Origin of the sequence: Granulicella sibirica (genome assembly GCF_004115155.1) — a bacterium.
Classification (GTDB): domain Bacteria; phylum Acidobacteriota; class Terriglobia; order Terriglobales; family Acidobacteriaceae; genus Edaphobacter; species Edaphobacter sibiricus.
The window spans coordinates 2,504,021-2,522,062 of record NZ_RDSM01000001.1 but is presented as its reverse complement, the minus strand read 5'-3'; the positions used below and the strand labels follow the sequence as shown (position 1 = coordinate 2,522,062).

Genomic DNA, 18,042 nt, shown 5'->3' with positions numbered 1-18,042 from the left:
ATCGAAAGCCCCCGCCCCACGCAAGCATCTACTCCCGCTCGCGAAACCCACGCGGAAGCCATGGCCGTACCGCCACCATCAGCCCCGCCCCAACCCAAGCCACCATCAGCCCCATCCGCAGCGATCCGTTCCATCCCGACACCGCGCCCGTCAACCATGGCACCACCCCCGACCCCACCCCCGCGATAAAGAACACCTTCGATCCCCCATATCGTGGCAGCACAAGTGCCAGCAGCATCGGATACATCGGCCCGATTCCCAGCCCCGTCACGAACGCACCCACCATTAGCGCCCACTCCGCGTGCCCCCCACCAAGCCACAACGCCCCACCACCCACCGCCACCATCCACGACCCCGACCGCAGCAGCCCCGGAGAGTTATACCGCTCGAACATCGGCGTCGAACTTACCGCTCGGCTCACCAGCAGCCCAAGCCAAAACAGCGTCGACACCGTCACCGCCCCCGCAACCCTCCCACCAACCCGTTCGGCATAGGTCGTCAACCACCCGCTCATCGAGCTCTCCACCCCCACCGTCAGAGCCACAAACAGACCCACAAGCAGCGGTAGTCCGGACAACCGCTGCGCCGCCTCAGTCCCCCTAACCGGCTCCCCGTCGCCCGATGCCCGCGCCTCAACACTCCATACCCAGATCGCATCCAGCGCAAACAGCAAACCAAGCCCGCCAAACGCATATCGGATCCCACCCGTCCGCAGCGCATGGACCGCGATCGTTGGGCATAGCAGCGCCCCAGCCACCCACATCAAGTTCAGCCTGTTCAACTCCTGCGCCGTCCCCACCACCCGTCGTCCCGCCCGCAGCAGCGTCGTCGATGTCATCGTGATCCCAAGCGCGACCCCATACAGAAAGAACAACCCCAGCGCCAGTGCCTGCCCACCGGCCCCCGGGGTGTAAGTCGCCGCCAGCACAATCGCCACACACACCAGAGTCAGCAGCGTCACACCCCGCCCCAGCGCAGCCGCCGCTCTACCCCGGCAAAGCAGTGCCCCAAGGGAAGACCCCGACCACGCCATCAGAAACAAGAAACCCGCCCCCCGGTCCCCCATCGACCAGTGCGCCACGATCCCCGGCAACGCCGCCCCCGGCAACGCCACCCCCACCCCCGTCAGTGCAAACGCACCATAGAGCACCGCCGTCGAAAACCGTTCCAGCATCTTCGAATTCGTAGCAACCATCCTCATCTCTTGGCCTTGGCAGCCTTCCGCGCCGCCGCAACCACTCTCTTCCTCTCCGCCGCCGGCAAAGCGAGTACCCGCACCACCTTCGGCGGCAGCTTCCGCATCGTCAACTCGTATGCCGCAGTCAACTCCCTCTCCCAATCCGAATCTTTGTGCGCTCCCCAGTGCCCTGCCGCCACCCAGAAGATCCTCGCCATATACGGCGCCGGTATCAACCCATCCAGTTCCAGCAACTCCCCATACCGCTCCGGCCCCGCCGCATACGACACAATGGCCTTGTCGCCCCTGTCCAGGTCGATCAGCACAAACATCTTTCCACCGATCGCCTTATCCCCCACCCAGAACACGAGGTTGTTTCCCCACTGCAGCGTCTCCACAACGTGCGGCATCTTCAACAAGAACGCCCGCGCTCTCTCCGCATCCATCGACCCTCCATGCACTGCACCGTGATCATAAGCCTGTACGCTGAAAATTCTTGTATCGTAACCCCGGCCCTCGCACTCGAACCCATCAGCGCGCAGAACCTCAGGAGCACTCATGCCGGCCATTACGAGCATCCCGCACATAGCACTCCGCACCATCCAGGCCGACGGTATCGAGATTTTCTATCGCGAATCCGGCCCGACGGACGCACCTCTACTTCTGTTACTCCACGGCTACCCAACGTCTTCGCACATGTTCCGCAACCTAATCCCCCGTCTCGCCTCGAAGTACCACATCATCGCCCCCGATCTACCCGGCTTCGGCTTCACCACCGTCCCGCCCGAACGCAACTACACCTACACCTTCGACAACCTCGCCACCACCCTCGAAGCCTTCACCGAAGCCCTGTCCCTCAAGCACTACGCCCTCTACATTTTCGACTACGGTGCTCCCACCGGCCTCCGCCTCGCCGTCGCCCACCCAGAACGTGTCACCGCCCTCATCTCACAAAACGGAAACGCCTATCTCGAAGGCCTCGGCTCCGCGTGGGACCCCATCAAGACCTACTGGGCCAACCCCATCCCCGCCAACCGCGAAGCCCTCCGCGGCTTCCTCGCCCTCGAAGGCACCCGCTTCCAGTACGTCCACGGCGTCGCCGACCCCGCCTCCGTCCCGCCCGAGTCCTACTACCTCGACCAGGCCCTCATGGACCGCCCCGGCAACACCGAAATCCAGCTCGACCTCATCCTCGACTACCGCAACAACCTCGACCTCTACCCCGCCTTCCAGCACTTCTTCCGCGAGTCCCAACCCCCCACCCTCGTCATCTGGGGAAAGAACGACCCCTTCTTCATTCCACCCGGAGCCGAAGCCTTCCAGCGCGATCTCCCCATGGCCACCGTTCGCTTTCTCGACACCGGCCACTTCGCCCTTGAGACCCACCCCGACGAAATCGCCGAAGCCATCGACGAACTCCTCACCACCGAACTCTCCCAGGAAACGCTATGACCACACCCCTCGTCCCACCCTTCACCCGTGAGACCGCCATCCTCAAGGTCCGCGCCGCCGAAAATGGCTGGAACTCCCGCAACCCCGAGAAGGTCTCCCTCGCATACACTCCTGACAGCATCTGGCGCAACCGTCACGAATTCGTCACCGGCCGCGCCGAGATCGTAGCGTTCCTCACCCGCAAGTGGTCCCGCGAGCAGGACTACCGCCTCATCAAGGAGCTTTGGGCCTTCAACGAAAACCGCATCGCCGTCCGCTTCGCCTACGAGTGCCAACACGAAGGCCAGTGGTACCGTTCCTACGGCAACGAAAACTGGCAGTTTGACGCCGCCGGCCTCATGAGCCACCGCCACGCCAGCATCAACGACCTGCCCATCGCCGAATCCGACCGCCTCTTCCACTGGCCCCAGGGTCCCCGCCCCGAAGATCACCCCAGCCTCTCCGACCTCAACCTCTAGCCCAACCGGAAACAGGCGAGACCCCGTGAGTCTCGCCCGCCTTTTCTTTACGCACCCTCCACGACATTCATCGTGCTCACCTCCACCAGCACCCCGCCCGGAGCAGCACAGTAGAACCCATACGTCTCAGGCCCGCCACGCTGCAGCCTGTCAGGCTTCGGAGCCGTATAACTCCGCCCACTCAGCTCCTCATACGTCCGGTCTACATCCAGCCTTGTCGCCTGCAGGAAGCCCACATGAAACAGCCCGGGATACCCCTGCTCCGGCGTCATGCGCTTGTCGTACATCAGCGTAAGCAGAAAGCCGTCCGAGTTCCGCAGCACGGCCAGTTTGTCGCCGCGCGTATCCAGAACATCAAAACCGAACACGGTCGAGAAGAACTCCACCAGTGCCGGAACGTCATAGGTTGTCAGGTTTGTGTGATTCAAAGTAGCCATCGCGATTCCCCCGTACAGAAGTTCCATCGCGCGGCTCGCCAAAGCCATAGCCAAAACGCACCATGCGACAGGCAGCAGCGCCTAAGCACTGCCACTATCGCCGTGGGTCCCTCCTCCGCATAGCGGACTTGACTGGACTGTGGACGAAGCATCCACAGCGAACCGGGCTTACCAATCCGGCTCAGCGTTTTTCGGCACCTTTAGGATGCCGGCCAATCGTCATCGGTCGCAGAACCTCACCTGCCGATATCAGCTAAACTCACCCCCATGCGCCTCCACCAAGCGATTCTCCTGGCCCTCCTCACCCTCCCCGCCGCCGCGCAAACCACCCTCCCCAACAAGACCGAGATCATCGCCTACGTCTTCCCCAAAGATCGCATCCTCGCCCCCAACGAAGTAGCCGCCACCAAGCTCACCCGCATCAACTACGCCTTCGCCAACGTCACCGACGGCAAGGTCGTCGAAGGCTTCGCGCACGATCGCGAAAACTTCGCCATCCTCAACGCCCTCAAGCAGCAGAACCCCACCCTCAAGATCCTCGTCTCCGTAGGCGGCTGGACCTGGTCAAAAAACTTCTCCGACGCCGCCCTCACCAAGGAAAGCCGCCGCATCTTCATCGACAGCTCCGTAGATTTCGTCCTCCGTTACAACCTCGACGGCCTCGACATCGATTGGGAGTACCCCGGCCTCAAAGGCGACGACAACAAGTTCCGCCCCGAAGACAAAGAGAACTACACCGCCCTCCTGAAGGAGCTACGCCAACGCTTCGACCGCGAAGGCCGCCGCCTCCATCGCCATCTCTACACCTCCATCGCCACCGGGGCCAGCAAGAACTTCTTCGAGCACACCGAGATGGCGAAGGTCCAGCACTACGTCGACTCCATCAACCTCATGACCTACGACATGTACGGCGGCGACAAGAACACCGGCCATCACTCCCCACTTTATGAGCACCCCGACGACCCCAAGCACGTCTCCTCCAACAAGTCCGTCCACAACTATCTCGAAGCCGGAGTCAAACCCAACAAGATCGTCCTCGGCGTCCCCTTCTACGGCAAAAGCTGGTCGAACGTCACCGCCACCAACAACGGCCTCTTCCAATCAGGCGCCCCCACCCATAATGTTTACCTCAACTACGGCAGCATCGCCTCTACCCTTCTCCAACCCACGTCCGGCTACACCCGTTACTGGGACGCAACCTCCGACTCCCCCTACCTTTACAACCCAACCACCCAGACCTGGGTAGACTACGAAGACGCCGAATCTCTAGCCCACAAAACCCTCTACGTCCGCGACTACCACCTCGGCGGCATGATGTTCTGGGAGTACACCGGAGACCCGAACAACGTCCTGCTCGACGCCATCAACGCCGGTCTCCGTCCTTAATCCTGATCGCCGCCTCTATCGTTATCATTTCGGACGCGCAAACACAGGCGGAACGCATGGAACAAGGGGTTCGGGAATTCCAATTCGATGCGTTTATCAGTTGTCGACGTGCCGACGGCACGGACCTCGCCTCAATGAAGACGCCGATCGAGCGGTGCTCCTTGCCATGGAAGCCGCGAACACAAGCTTGCAATCCGGCGATACTCCTCTACCAGAATCTGAGGACGCCCTGCACCGGGCTCTCCTCGCCGCCAACCTGCGCCACGTCCTTCACGGACACACCAAAAATGTCACAGGGGTAGCCTTCAGCCCCGACTCCAAACGCCTCGCAACGGTCAGCGACGACGACTCCGTAAAGATGTGGGATGCCGCCACGGGAAAAGAGCTGTCCTCCTGGCCAGGCCACTCTGGAGGACTTAATGCCGTCGCCTTCATGCCCGATAGTCTTGGCTTGCTGACCGCCGGCAAGGATGGTGTCATTCGTATCTGGAATATAGACAACAGGCAGGAAACACGCGCACTGCGAGGGCATGCGGCACGCGTGAACGCTATCTCACTCAGCCCCAACGGAACACTTCTCGCCACCGCGAGCGAGGACCAGACAGTCAAGCTCTGGGATACCGTCACAGGCCACGAGCTTCTCACCCTCAAAGGCCACACCCGCGGAGTGACCGGTGTCGCCTTCAGCCATAGCGGCAAGCGTCTTGCCACTGCGAGCTCGGACGCAACCGTAAAGATATGGGATCCATCGACCGGCAAGGAATTATTCGATCTCGGCCTTTCAAAAAGCACATATACCGAAGGTGCTCTCGCATTCGATCCCAACGACAGCACCCTCGTAACCCCTGGAGTGGGAGACACCATCGCGCGGTGGGATATAGCCACGGGCAGGGAATGGCCGCCCCTGAGCGGCGGACCACCGAGTGGAATCAGGTTGCTCGCCTACAGCCGTAACGGAACACTCGCCGCATCAGGTCGCGAAGGCTCCGTGCGTATCTGGCATGCCGGCGAATCGCGCTCTACCATCCGCATGCCCGGCCACTCTGACGGAATTACCGCAATGGCCTTTAGCCCGGACGGTGAGTCCCTTGCCACCGGGGACCAGGACTACCTCGCAAAGATCTGGGCAGAACCCAATTCGGAGGAGCCCGGTACCGGCTTGGCTCAGTTTCATGCGCCCGTTCGCGGAAGCTCCTCTGCCTCTGGGGGGTATCGCCTCAGAGACGCCACGGAAGGCACAGCTCCAAACACCCGGCAAGTAACGAAAGTTCTCGATGTCAGCAGCGGACGCGAAGTCCTGACTCTTCACCGCTACCGAGTCCTACGTGCTATTCCTGTCGCCCCCATCACGATAAGCCCGGACAGGAATCGAATCGCCATCTGCGAGATAGGCACGGACGTCGAGATTTACGATTCGACCACCGGAAAAGTGACCATGCTGACGGAATACAAAAGTGGTACGCGCGCCTTGGCCTTTAGCCCCGACGGAAAGCAACTGGCCGTCGCCAGCCAGGATAGGACCGTAACCATGTGGGACGCTCTCACCGGGCAGAGGCTATCCGCGTTAGACGAACCAACAGGTCCCGTCTTCGCAATCGAATACAGTGCGGATGGAAAGCGGATGGCGACGGCAGGTCCTCACATCGTGGAGGTCTGGGACCGCAAAACTGGTCGCAGGCAGCAAAGTTTCAAGAGTCAGCAGGATCGTGGCCACCTCGAATTCAGCCCCGACGGAAAGCTTCTCGCGTCGAGCAACACGTCCATCGGAATTGAGGGCACGACTGAGATCTGGAACCTCGGACCGGTTCAAAAGGTGGCAAGTGTGCCTTTGTTCAACAATGCTTCTTTCAGCCCGGACGGAAAGCAGATCGCGGGAACCAGCGGAAACGTCGCAAAGGTGGCGGACCCAGTCACAGGGCAAACACTTCTGACCCTGCATGGTCATAGTGGTGGCGTCCGCCACGCGACATTCAGTGCTGACGGCAAAAAGCTGCTGACGGAGGGCAACGACGGGTTCCAGATCTTCGATCTGGACATCCAGGATCTACTCAATCTGGCCCGCATCCGCATCACCCGTACCTCTCCTGCCTTCACCGAAGAGGAGTGCAAGCGATATTTTGCAACGTATCCATGTCCCCTGCACGACCCGGAATCATCATCCCATCGCCCTCATCCCTGATCGATCCACCACAAAAAATGCCTCGTACACTCTGAACAAGAGACTGGGAAGCGTCCTGCGTAGGGGATACTTTGAATTGTCTGCAAAGACGAAGGGTGGAACATGGCATCGATGGAACAGTACGACTTCCTTGTCCTCGGCAGCGGCGAAGCCGGCAAATACCTCGCATGGTCGATGGCCTCCAAGGGCCATCGCACTGCACTTGTGGAACGCCGCTGGATCGGCGGATCCTGCCCCAACATCGCCTGTCTCCCAAGCAAGAATGTCATCCACTCCGCCAAGGTCGCCAGCTACATGTTCCGCGCCCGCGAGTTTGGTCTACACGTCGAAAACGGCTCGATCGACATGGCCGGCGTCCGCGCCCGCAAGCGCCTCATGGTCGACGGCCTCGTCACCATGCACCTCGACAACTTCCGCAACAGTGGAGCCGAACTCATCCTCGGCCACGGCCGCTTCACCGCCCCGAAGACCATCGAAGTCACCACCGACACCGGCACCACCCGCACGCTCACCGCTCCCAAGATCATCCTCAGCACCGGCTCGAGAGCCACCATCCCCAGCATCCCCGGCCTCTACGAGTCCCAGCCTCTCACCCACATCGAGTTCCTCGAACTCGACCACATCCCCGAGCACCTCATCGTCCTCGGCGGAGGCTACATCGGCCTCGAGTTAGCCCAGGCCGCCCGCCGCTTCGGCAGCCGCGTCACCGTCCTCGAGCGCAACGCCCGCCTCGCCCATCGCGAAGACCACGACGTCACCGACCTCCTCCACAAGCTCTGCGCCCGCGAAGGCATCGAGATCATCACCGAGACCACCATCGACACCATCACCGGCCTCTCCGGCGACCATGTCACCGTCCACGCCACCCGCAACGGCGCCCCCTTCCAGATCGAAGGCTCCCACCTCCTAGCCGCCACAGGCCGCACCCCCAACACCGAAAATATCGGCCTCGACCTCACCGGCGTCGATCTTGGCCCCAAAGGAGACATCCAGGTCAACGATCGCCTCGAGACCACAGCCGAAGGCATCTGGGCTGTAGGCGACTGCGCCGGAAGCCCACACTTCACCCACATCGCCTTCGACGACCACCGCATCATCCGCGACAACCTAGCCGGAGGGCATCGCTCCACGAGCGACCGCCTCGTCCCCTTCTGCCTCTTCACCGACCCCGAGTTCGCAAGAGTCGGCCTCAGCGAAACCGAAGCCCGCGAACAGCACATTCCCTACCGCCTGGCAAAAATCCCCATGTTTGCCGTCCTCCGCACCCGCACCGTGTCCGAGACCGAAGGCTTCATGAAGGCCCTCATCGCCACCGACAGCGACCGCATCCTCGGCTTCACCGCCTTCGGCATCGACGCCGGCGAGGTCATCGCCCCCGTACAGTTAGCCATCACCCAGGGCATCCCCTACACCGTCCTCCGCGACTCCACCTTCACCCACCCCACCATCGCCGAAGGTCTCACGGTTCTCTTCGGACGCCCTCTCACCACGCCCAAGCCCTAAAACCAGACCAAATGTGAGGTGAAAAAACTGTTGCCGTAAAACAAACATATGTAGTAATAATGCACACAAGCATAGGAGAACCAGCATGCCGAACGCAAAGCTGTCCAAACTCGAGTTCCAGATCATGGAAGCGCTCTGGGGACGCGAAGAGGCGTCCATCCGCGATATTCAGGAATCTTTCCCCGAAAAAGGAAGGCCTGCTTACACCACCATCCAGACAACCGTCTATCGCATGGAAACCAAGAAGGTCATTCGCCGCGTCCGCAAGGTCGGAAACTTCCACGTCTTCGCAGCCGTCATCTCTCGCGACACCGCGCAACACACCTTGATCGACGATCTTCTCGCCCTCTTCGGAGGCCGAACGCAACCTGTCATGGCCCATCTGGTCGAATCAGGGAAGCTGTCGCTCGAAGACGTCAAGGAAGCCGAAAAGGCTCTGAGAAAGCTGTCCAAGAAGGAGACGCTATGACCACGCTGACGACCCTCTCCGCCTTTCTGCTTACCCCTCTCGCGGACCACCTATGGCAGTCCACCCTCGTCGCAGCCCTCGCCTGGCTACTCGCGACAGCCCTCCGCCGCAACCACGCGCGAGCCCGCTACTGGATCTGGATGATCGCCTCGATGAAGTTCCTTCTCCCCTTCGCCCTCCTGATCTCCTTCGGCGCGACCCTCCGCACCAAAACCCTTCATCCCATCCCGACGCCCGCGCTCTCCGCCGTCATCGAGCCCGTCACCGCCATGGAGGACAGCTTCTCGATCACCTCCTCCCATCCCACCGCATCGTCGCTCACCCCAGCGTCTGCTCTCACGCCCCACCACAGCGTCCTACCCTCGATCATCCTTGCCGTCTGGCTCTCCGGCTCGCTCTTCCTCCTCGCCACCTGGCTCCTACGCTGGTCGAAGGTTCGCTCCACCGCCCACGCCGCAAGACCGATCGACCAGATCAACGGCATCCCGATCCTGTCCTCCGCCTCCATGCTCGAGCCGGGAGTCTTCGGCATCGCCCGCCCGGTCCTCATCCTCCCCGAAGGCATCACCGACCGTCTCACCACCGCACAGCTCAACAGCATCCTCGCCCACGAGCTCTCCCACATCCACCGCCGCGACAACCTCACCGCCGCCATCCACATGGCCGTCGAAACCCTCTTCTGGTTCCATCCCGCCGTCTGGTTCATCAAGTCCCGCCTCCTTGAGGAGCGCGAGCGCGCCTGCGACGAAGCCGTCCTCCAGTCCGGCAACGAGGCCGAGGTCTACGCCGAAAGCATCCTCAACGTCTGCAAGTTCTACGTCGAGTCCCCGCTCACTTGCGTCTCCGGAGTCACCGGCTCCGACCTCAAGCAAAGGATCGTCCGCATCATGACCGCCCAGATCGCCGACAAGCTCGACCTCAACCGCAAGCTCCTCCTCGGCCTCACCGCTGCCGTAGCTCTCGCACTCCCCTTCACCTTCGGCCTCGTCCACGTCAAGAACGTCCACGCCCAGATCGCCGTCCCTCAGGATCTGACCAAAGACATCTCCGGCACCTGGCAAGGCACCCTGCACGCTGACCGCGATCTCCGCGCCGTCCTCAAGATCACCAGGGCAAGCGACGGCACATGGAAATCGACCTTCTACAGCATCGACCAGGGCGGACAGGCAACACCCGTCCCCACCACGACCTTTCAGGACAAAATCCTGAAGTACGAACTTCCCCTGTTTGGCATTAAGTATGTGGGCACGCTGAGCCCCGACGGCAAGACCATCACCGGGGAAGCCTCGCAGGGCGAAAAACCTCTTCCGCTCGTCTACACCCGCACCACCCCCGAAACCGCATGGGCCATCCCCGAGCCACGCCCCCGCACCCCGCCCATGGACCCCAAGGCCGACCCGTCCTTCGAGGTCGCTACCATCGAGCCCACCGCCCCCGACGAGAAGCGCAAGATGCTCATCTTCGATGGCCACGACTTCAAGGTCGTCAACCGGCCCCTCAGCTTCCTCATCTCCTTCGCCTACAGCGTCCAGCTCAAGCAGATCGTCGGCGCTCCCGCCTGGTACGAAACCGAAAAGTACGACATCACCGCCGTCCCCGACACTCCCGGCGCCCCCAACGTCGCCCAACTCCGCAGCATGGTCCGCAAGCTTCTCGTCGACCGCTACAAGCTCACCCTCCATCACGACAAGCGCGATCTCTCCGTCTACGTCCTGAGCGTCGCCAAGTCAGGCCCCAAGATGACGAAGGGCGAAGACGACCCGAACGGCCTCCCCGGCTTCCAGTTCCGCGGCCTCGGCAAGCTGAGCGTCTTCCACTCCACTATGCCCGAGTTCGCCCAGATGATGCAGGAGTCCATCCTCGACCGTCCCGTCGTCGATCAGACCGGTCTCGCCGGCCGCTACGACTTCCCTCTAAACTGGGCCCCCGACGATTCGCAGTTCGGCGGCGCGGCAGCCAGTGCTCCACCTGCAACCGACACCGAACCTCTGCCCAACCTCTTCACCGCCATCCAGGAACAGGCCGGCCTCAAGCTCGACGCCACCCGGGCCCCCACCGACGTCCTCGTCATCGACCATCTCGAGAAACCTTCCGAAAACTAAGTAACAAAGTAATCAGTCAGCAGACGCCGAAACCCATCGTCTTACGTCCATAAGTCCAAAGGAACAATCGGGCCATCCTCACCGTACCAACGGGAAAGCAGCTTTTCCTTCCATCGAGCAATCGCCCGACAGCACTCTCGTTCTCAAGGCAAGCCAATCCTCAGAAGGATGCGCGTCATGACCAGCAACTCGAAGCACCCGGGAAAGATCTTCCTGAACCTCAGCACCGCCGCCGTCCTCGCGCTTCCTCTCACCTTCGGCCTCATCCAGGCTCCGCGCCTTTACGCCCAGACCGCACCCGCCAATCCCAAGGACATCGCCGACACCTGGCAGGGCACGCTCCACGGCGAACGCGATCTCCGACTCGTCGTCAAGATCACAAAGGATGATAAAGGCGGCTACAAAGCCGCCTTCTCCAGCATTGACCAGGGCCCCGGGAGCATGCCCGTGACCAAAATCACCCTCGACGGCTCCGACGTCAAAATGACTCTGGAGCAGATCGACGGCGTTTACACCGGCAAGCTAAGCCCCGACGGCAAGACCATGGACGGCACCTGGACCCAGGGAGGACCCAAGCCCCTCATCCTCACCCGCGCCACCCCCGAAACCGCCTGGGCCATCCCGGTCCCGCCCCCAAGACTCCCGCCCATGCCCGCCGACGCTCACCCCGTCTTCGAAGTCGCCACCATCAAGCCCAGCAAGCCCGACGCCCCCGGCAAGATGTTTCGCGTCCAGGGACGCAAGTTCAACACCCTCAACACCACCCTCAGCGAGATCATCTCCTTCGCCTACGGCGTCCACGCCAAGCAGGTCGTGGGAGCACCAGCATGGGTCGAGACCGACAAGTTCGACCTCGAAGCCGTACCCGATCTCGAAGGCACTCCAAGCGACCGCCAGCTAAAGGAGATGACCCAGAAGCTCCTCACCGACCGCTTCAAGCTCACCTTCCACAAGGACAAGAAGGAACTCTCCGTCTACGTCTTAGCCGTCGCAAAGACCGGCCCCAAGCTCGAACAGAACACCGAGAATCCCGACGGTCTTCCCGGCCTCTGGTTCCGCGGCCTCGGCGTTCTCAACGTAACCAACGCCACCATGAAGGACTTCGCGGGCCTCATGCAGTCCGCCGTCCTCGACCGCCCCGTCGTCGACCAAACCGGCCTCACCGGCCGCTGGAACTTCCGCCTCAGGTGGACCCCCGACGACTCGCAGTTCGGCGGCATGGGAGCGAAGATCCCCCCCCCCACCGACGCCGCCAACGCCCCGCCCGCCCTCTACACCGCCATCCAGGAGCAGATCGGCCTCAAGCTCGACCCCACCAAAGCTCCCACCGACGTGATGGTCGTCGACCACGTAGAAAAGCCCACCGACAACTAGACTTGGTTCCAGCAATTACTGCCGTCGCTGTTGCCGTTGCTATCGCAGTTAGTTCGAACCACCCCGAACTCGGGTGCCCCATCTTCGTCGACAGTCTCACCGTCGACTAAGGTGGGAACAAAAACCGCCTAACCGCGAGCTCTGGCAGTTACCGTCGTACTCGCCTTTGCTGTTGCCTTTGTAAGTTTTACGCCGTCATCCTGAGCGAAGCGAAGGACCCCTGTATTTCGTTCTAGCAGTTGCCCATTCTTGATCGCAGCCGCAAGACCGGACACCATCAACCAATAAGGAAAACAAGGACGCGAAAGACGAAGCGATGGCCAAACGACGAACCCATCTCGCCCTACGGCTAATACTCGCCCTCGCGGCCATCGCGCCCCCGGCCGTAGCCTCCGAGTACCACGGCCAGATCCTCTTCGGCGGTCTCGCCCTTCCCGGAGCCACAATCACCGCCACCCAGGGCACAAAGAAGCTCTCCACCGTCTCCGACTCCGCCGGCAACTACACCTTCGCCGATCTCCCCGACGGTCCATGGAAGATCGACGTCGAGATGCAGCTCTTCACTCCGCTCCACGCCGACATCACCATCGCCCCCGCCACCTCCCCCGGCAAGTACGATCTCACCCTCCTTCCAATCGACCAGCTCCTCGCGCAAACGAAGATCCTCAAAGCTCCTGTCACCCCTCTTCCCGCCGCTCCCAAGGCCGTAGCGAAGAAGCCCGACGGCAGCCCCGCCGACATCCCCAAACCTGCCGAAGACACCCCTCGCCCGTCCGACGGCTTCCTCGTCAACGGCAGCAGCAGCAACGCCGCCACCACCCAGTACGCGCTCTCACAGGCCTTCGGCAACCAGCGCCCCGGCACCAAGGGCCTCTACAACGGTGGCCTCGGCCTCACCCTCGGCAACTCCACCTTCAACGCCCGCCCATACTCCATCAGCGGCATCCAGACCGACAAGCCCTCCTACAACCTCGTCACCGGCCTCGCCAGCATCGGCGGCCCCATTAAGATCCCCCACATCCTTCCCCAAGGCCCCAACTTCTTCGTCGCCTATCAGTGGAGCCGCATCAACACCGCCGCCACCCAGTTCGGCCTCGTCCCCACCGCCGCCCAACGCACCGGCGACCTCTCCGGCGTCGCCACTCCTATCTACAACCCGCAAACCGGCCTGCCCTTCGCCAACAACCAGGTCCCGGTAAGTACCCAGGCCGCCGCCCTCCTCGCGCTGTATCCCTTGCCGAACATCCCCGTCACCAGCACCTACAACTACCAGATCCCCGTCCTCAACAGCAGCCATACGGACTCCCTCGAATCCCACCTCGATAAGACCCTCGGCCGCAAAGACCAGCTCTACGGCACCATCAACTTCCAGAGCATCCGCTCCGGCAGCACCAACCTCTTCGGCTTCACCGACCGCACCAGCACTCTCGGCCTCAACACCAGCATCAACTGGTCCCACCGCTTCAACCAGCGCCTCTTCACCTACGCCAGCTACAAGTTCAGCCGCTTCCGCACCCTCACGACCCCCAACTTCGACAACCGCCAGAACATCTCCGGCGAGGCCAACATCACCGGCAACAACCAGGACCCCGCCAACTGGGGCCCACCCTCCCTGAACTTCTCGAGCGGCATCTCCCCCCTCACCGACGCCCAGAGCGCCTTCAACCGCAACCGCACCGACGCCTTCTCCCTCTCCGCCGCCATCTACCACGGCCACCACAACATCACCGTCGGCGGCGACCTCCGCAAGCAGGAGTTCAACTACTTCACCCAGCAGGACCCACGCGGAACCTTCGCCTTCACCGGAGCCGCCACCCAGGGCATCACGACAGGCTCCGACCTCGCTGACTTCCTCCTCGGCACACCCGACACCAGCACCATCGCCTTTGGCAACGCCGACAAATACCTCCGCCAGCCCGTCTACGACCTCTACGCCGCCGACGACTGGCGCATCCTTCCCATCCTCACCATCAACGCCGCCATCCGCTGGGAGTACGGCGCCCCCATCACCGAGATCAAAAACCGCCTCGTCAACCTGGACGTCGCCCCCGGCTTCATCAACGTAATGCAGGTCCTAGCCTCCGACCCCGTAGGCCCTCTCACCGGCAGCAACTACCCCACTTCCCTCCTCCGCCCCGACCGCACCAACTTCGAGCCCCGCGTCGGCGTCTCCTGGCGTCCCATCCCCGCCTCCACCATCGTCGTCCGGGCCGGCTACGGCGTCTATCACGACACCTCCGTCTACCAGTCCACGACGCTCGCCCTCGCCCAGCAGGCTCCCCTCTCGACATCCCTAAGCGTCACCAACACCCCCACCTGCCCTCTCACCCTCGCCAACGGCTTCACCCCCTGCTCCCAGACCACGGCCAACACCTTCGCCGTCGACCCGAACTTCCGCGTGGGCTACGCCCAGACCTGGCAGCTCTCGGTGCAGCGCGACCTCCCCGCCGCCCTCCAGCTCACGGCAACGTACTTCGGAGCCAAAGGCTCCCACGGCCCGCAGGAGTTCTACCCCAACACCTACGCCCTCGGCGGCACCGACCCCTGCCCGTCTTGCCCATCCGGCTTCCTCTACAAAACCTCCAACGGCAGCTCAATCCGCAACTCCGGCCAGATCCAGCTCCGCCGCCGTCTACGCAGCGGCTTCAGTGCCTCGATGATCTACACCTACGCCCACTCCATCGACAACGACGCCTTCCTCGGCGGCCAGGGCCACGTCACCTCCAGCGCCCAGACCGAAGCTACCCCAGACCCCAGCGCCTCCGTCGCACAGAACTGGCGCGACCTCAACGCCGAGCGCTCCCGCTCCAGCTTCGACCAGCGCCACCTCCTCAACCTCACCGGCCAGTACACCAGCGGCGAAGGTCTCGGCGGAGGCGGCCTCATGGGCGGCTGGCGCGGACGCCTCCTCAAGGAGTGGACCGTCGTCACCACCATCGCCGCCGGCTCCGGCCTCCCCGACAACCCCATCTACTTCGCCGCCATCCCCGGAGCAGCCGCCTTCAACATCATCCGCCCCAACCCCACCGGAACCCCTCTCTACATCCACTCCGGCAACGTCCACCTCAACGCCGCCGCCTTCACCGCTCCTGTCGCCGGCCAGTTCGGAACCGCCGGCCGCAACTCAATCGAAGGCCCCGACAGCTTCACCCTCAACGCCTCCCTCGCCCGCACCTTCCGCCCATCGAAGAAGATCTTCCTCGACGGTCGCATCGACGCCACCAACCTTCTCAACCACGCCGTCTTCACCGCCTGGAACACCCAGATCAACAGCACCCAGTTCGGCGTCCCTGTCTCCGCCAACGCCATGCGCAGCATGCAAGCCACCCTGAGGCTGCGATTCTGATGAAAACCCTTCTCACCACCCTCACCACCCTCACCCTCCTCACGACCTCACTGGTCCACGCCCAGCAGATCGGCTCGAATAAAAACCCCGACGGCACCGACACCTACACTCTCTCCGTAAAATCCCAGCTCGTCGTCGAAGCCGTCACCGTCAAGGACAAGCAGGGCAAGTTCATCCCCAACCTCACCGCCAAAGACTTCACCATCACCGAAGACGGCGCCCCCCAGGTCATCAAGTTCGCCGAGCACCAGGACCTCGCCACCACCTCCGATCTCCTGCCCGCCTCCAAGTCTGAAGACGAAGAGATCACCCTCTACAAACGTCTCACCCGCACCCAGATCACCCCAGCCATCGTCGGAGTCGGCCCGGACCGCTACAAGAACCACCGCCTCCTCGCCCTTTACTTCGACATGACCGCCATGCGCCCCGCCGACCAGCTCCGCGCCCTCACCGCCGCCGAGACCTTCCTGCGCACGCAGATGACCACCGCCGACCTCGTCTCCATCCTCCGCTACCAGGGCGGCTCCGTCGACATCCTCCAGGACTTCTCCGCCGACCGCAACAAGCTCCTCTCCATCCTCACCACCATGATCGTCGGCGAGGGCCAGGGCTCCGTCGAGTCCGTCGACGACGCCAGCAGCGCCGACACCGGGGCCGCCTTCGGCCAGGACGACAGCGAGTTCAATGTCTTCAACACCGACCGCCAGCTCTCCGCCCTCCAAACCGCCGCCAAGATGCTCGGGCAGCTCAACGAGAAGAAATCCCTCATCTACTTCGCCAGCGGCCTCCGCCTCAACGGAATCGACAACCAGGCCCAGCTCCACGCCACCGTCGATACCGCCATCAAATCAGGCGTCTCCTTCTGGCCCGTCGACGCCCGCGGTCTCGTCGCCATGGCCCCGTCAGGCGACCCCACCCAGGGCTCGCCCGGCAACGCCGGCGTCTACAGCGGAACCGCCGCCCAGGCCAACACCACCAACTTCCAGCAGTCGCAGGACACCCTCTTCGCCCTCGCCGGCGACACCGGCGGCAAGGCCCTCTTCGACAACAACGACCTCACCCGAGGCATCGTCCAGGCCCAGCAATCCATCTCCGACTACTACCTCATCGGCTACTACACCACCAACACCGCCCAAAACGGCCGCTTCCGCAAAGTCAACGTCACCCTCGCCGACAACCAGGCCGCCACCCTCGACTACCGCAAGGGCTACTACGCCGACAAGCAGTTCACCAAGTTCACCACCGTCGACAAGGAGCGCCAGCTCGAAGACGCCCTCATGCTCGACAACCCCATCACCGAGCTCTCCATCGCCATGGAGATCGACCACTTCCAGCTCAACCGCGCCGAGTACTTCGTCCCCATCGTCGTCAAAATCCCCGGCCGCGAGCTAGCCCTCGCCAAGCGCGGCGGAGCCGAGCACACCCTCATCGACTTCGTAGGCGAAATCAAAGACCTGGTCGGCGGCACGACAGTCTCAAACGTCCGCGACAACGTCAACATCAAGCTCTCCGACGCCACCGCCGCCGACCTCGCCCACCGCCCCATCGAGTACGACGCCGGCTTCACCCTTCTGCCCGGCAAGTACATGATCAAGTTCCTCGCCCGCGACGACGAAACCGGCCGCATCGGCACCTACCAGACCACCTTCGTCATCCCCAACCTCAACAAGGAACTCCAGCGCATCCCGATAAGCTCCGTCATCCTGAGCAGCCAGCGCGTAGACCTCAAAGATGCCCTCTTCGACGTCATGAGGGGCAAGGATAAAGAGAAGGAAGTAGCCGTCAACCCGCTGGTCACCGAGGGCAAAAAGCTCGTCCCCAGCGTAACGCGCGTCTTCAGCACCACATGCGAGATGTACGTCTTCCTGCAAGCCTACAAACCCCAGACCCCACCCGCAACCTCGGCACCCACCCCACAACCCTTCTTCGCCTTCGTAACCCTCTACCGCAACGGCGCCAAAGCCTTCGAAAGCTCCCCCACCGCCGTCACCGCCAACGCCACCTCCCGCCTCGGCACCACACCCCTGAACTTCAACCTAGGTATGAACGGCCTCCCCCCCGGCGAGTACGATTGCCAGGTCACCATCCTCGACCCCGCCACGCAGAAGGCAAACTTCTGGCGAGCTCCCGTCTTACTCGTCCAATAAGCCGACATCTGT

General features: G+C 62.6%; 13 protein-coding genes. 10 read left to right on the top strand and 3 right to left on the bottom strand.

What is annotated here, in order from left to right; translation table 11 throughout:
• Positions 1-28: 28 nt before the first annotated feature.
• Both GRAN_RS10505 and GRAN_RS10500 read right to left on the bottom strand, forming a co-directional pair.
• Complete coding sequence (locus GRAN_RS10505) at positions 29-1,195, bottom strand: MFS transporter (RefSeq protein ID WP_128912815.1); 1,167 nt, start codon at positions 1,193-1,195, stop codon at positions 29-31.
• A gap of 2 nt (positions 1,196-1,197) precedes the next feature.
• Entirely contained in the window at positions 1,198-1,623 is a 426-nt protein-coding gene (locus GRAN_RS10500; protein WP_128912814.1) for an MmcQ/YjbR family DNA-binding protein, read from the bottom strand.
• A gap of 112 nt (positions 1,624-1,735) precedes the next feature.
• On the opposite strand from GRAN_RS10500, the gene GRAN_RS10495 reads away from it, so the two are divergent.
• Together GRAN_RS10495 and GRAN_RS10490 are read left to right on the top strand one after the other, a co-directional pair.
• Complete coding sequence (locus tag GRAN_RS10495) at positions 1,736-2,629, top strand: alpha/beta fold hydrolase (RefSeq protein ID WP_128912813.1); 894 nt, start codon at positions 1,736-1,738, stop codon at positions 2,627-2,629.
• A complete protein-coding gene (locus GRAN_RS10490; protein WP_128912812.1) occupies positions 2,626-3,087 on the top strand; it encodes a nuclear transport factor 2 family protein in 462 nt (153 codons plus the stop codon). The genes GRAN_RS10495 and GRAN_RS10490 overlap by 4 nt, the downstream gene beginning before the upstream one ends.
• 47 nt (positions 3,088-3,134) lie before the next feature.
• Here GRAN_RS10490 and GRAN_RS10485 read toward each other — a convergent pair whose 3' ends face one another.
• Positions 3,135-3,524, bottom strand: a complete 390-nt coding sequence (locus GRAN_RS10485; RefSeq protein ID WP_128912811.1) for a VOC family protein — start codon at positions 3,522-3,524, stop codon at positions 3,135-3,137.
• 267 nt (positions 3,525-3,791) lie between these two features.
• Between GRAN_RS10485 and GRAN_RS10480 the strand changes: the two genes are divergently transcribed.
• The 8 genes from GRAN_RS10480 (at position 3,792) to GRAN_RS10445 (ending at position 18,030) form a co-directional block, all read left to right on the top strand.
• Positions 3,792-4,910, top strand: a complete 1,119-nt coding sequence (locus GRAN_RS10480; RefSeq protein ID WP_128912810.1) for a glycoside hydrolase family 18 protein — start codon at positions 3,792-3,794, stop codon at positions 4,908-4,910.
• 166 nt (positions 4,911-5,076) lie between these two features.
• Positions 5,077-7,089, top strand: coding sequence for a WD40 repeat domain-containing protein (locus tag GRAN_RS10475; protein WP_128912809.1), 2,013 nt, complete (start codon positions 5,077-5,079; stop codon positions 7,087-7,089).
• A 102-nt stretch (positions 7,090-7,191) separates the two neighbouring features.
• Complete coding sequence (locus tag GRAN_RS10470; protein ID WP_128912808.1) at positions 7,192-8,592, top strand: FAD-dependent oxidoreductase; 1,401 nt, start codon at positions 7,192-7,194, stop codon at positions 8,590-8,592.
• Between the two features lie 85 nt (positions 8,593-8,677).
• A complete protein-coding gene (locus GRAN_RS10465) occupies positions 8,678-9,061 on the top strand; it encodes a BlaI/MecI/CopY family transcriptional regulator (protein ID WP_128912807.1) in 384 nt (127 codons plus the stop codon).
• On the top strand, positions 9,058-11,163 hold the full coding sequence (locus GRAN_RS10460) for a M56 family metallopeptidase (protein WP_128912806.1): 2,106 nt from the start codon (positions 9,058-9,060) through the stop codon (positions 11,161-11,163). The genes GRAN_RS10465 and GRAN_RS10460 overlap by 4 nt, the downstream gene beginning before the upstream one ends.
• A 177-nt stretch (positions 11,164-11,340) precedes the next feature.
• On the top strand, positions 11,341-12,537 hold the full coding sequence (locus GRAN_RS10455; protein ID WP_128912805.1) for a TIGR03435 family protein: 1,197 nt from the start codon (positions 11,341-11,343) through the stop codon (positions 12,535-12,537).
• Between the two features lie 316 nt (positions 12,538-12,853).
• Positions 12,854-15,883, top strand: a complete 3,030-nt coding sequence (locus GRAN_RS10450) for a TonB-dependent receptor (RefSeq protein ID WP_128912804.1) — start codon at positions 12,854-12,856, stop codon at positions 15,881-15,883.
• On the top strand, positions 15,883-18,030 hold the full coding sequence (locus GRAN_RS10445) for a VWA domain-containing protein (protein WP_128912803.1): 2,148 nt from the start codon (positions 15,883-15,885) through the stop codon (positions 18,028-18,030). Before GRAN_RS10450 ends, GRAN_RS10445 begins: the two co-directional genes overlap by 1 nt.
• The last annotated feature ends 12 nt before the right edge of the window (positions 18,031-18,042 follow it).

Excerpts from the sequence above, each read along its gene's own strand:
- GRAN_RS10450 (WP_128912804.1), top strand. The coding sequence starts at position 12,854 with ATGGCCAAACGACGAACCCATCTCGCCCTACGGCTAATACTCGCCCTC.
- GRAN_RS10455 (WP_128912805.1), top strand. The coding sequence starts at position 11,341 with ATGACCAGCAACTCGAAGCACCCGGGAAAGATCTTCCTGAACCTCAGC.
- GRAN_RS10460 (WP_128912806.1), top strand. The coding sequence starts at position 9,058 with ATGACCACGCTGACGACCCTCTCCGCCTTTCTGCTTACCCCTCTCGCG.
- GRAN_RS10475 (WP_128912809.1), top strand. The coding sequence starts at position 5,077 with ATGGAAGCCGCGAACACAAGCTTGCAATCCGGCGATACTCCTCTACCA.
- GRAN_RS10490 (WP_128912812.1), top strand. The coding sequence starts at position 2,626 with ATGACCACACCCCTCGTCCCACCCTTCACCCGTGAGACCGCCATCCTC.
- GRAN_RS10470 (WP_128912808.1), top strand. The coding sequence starts at position 7,192 with ATGGCATCGATGGAACAGTACGACTTCCTTGTCCTCGGCAGCGGCGAA.
- GRAN_RS10480 (WP_128912810.1), top strand. The coding sequence starts at position 3,792 with ATGCGCCTCCACCAAGCGATTCTCCTGGCCCTCCTCACCCTCCCCGCC.
- GRAN_RS10465 (WP_128912807.1), top strand. The coding sequence starts at position 8,678 with ATGCCGAACGCAAAGCTGTCCAAACTCGAGTTCCAGATCATGGAAGCG.
- GRAN_RS10445 (WP_128912803.1), top strand. The coding sequence starts at position 15,883 with ATGAAAACCCTTCTCACCACCCTCACCACCCTCACCCTCCTCACGACC.
- GRAN_RS10495 (WP_128912813.1), top strand. The coding sequence starts at position 1,736 with ATGCCGGCCATTACGAGCATCCCGCACATAGCACTCCGCACCATCCAG.
- GRAN_RS10485 (WP_128912811.1), bottom strand. The coding sequence starts at position 3,524 with ATGGCTACTTTGAATCACACAAACCTGACAACCTATGACGTTCCGGCA.
- GRAN_RS10505 (WP_128912815.1), bottom strand. The coding sequence starts at position 1,195 with ATGGTTGCTACGAATTCGAAGATGCTGGAACGGTTTTCGACGGCGGTG.
- GRAN_RS10500 (WP_128912814.1), bottom strand. The coding sequence starts at position 1,623 with ATGGATGCGGAGAGAGCGCGGGCGTTCTTGTTGAAGATGCCGCACGTT.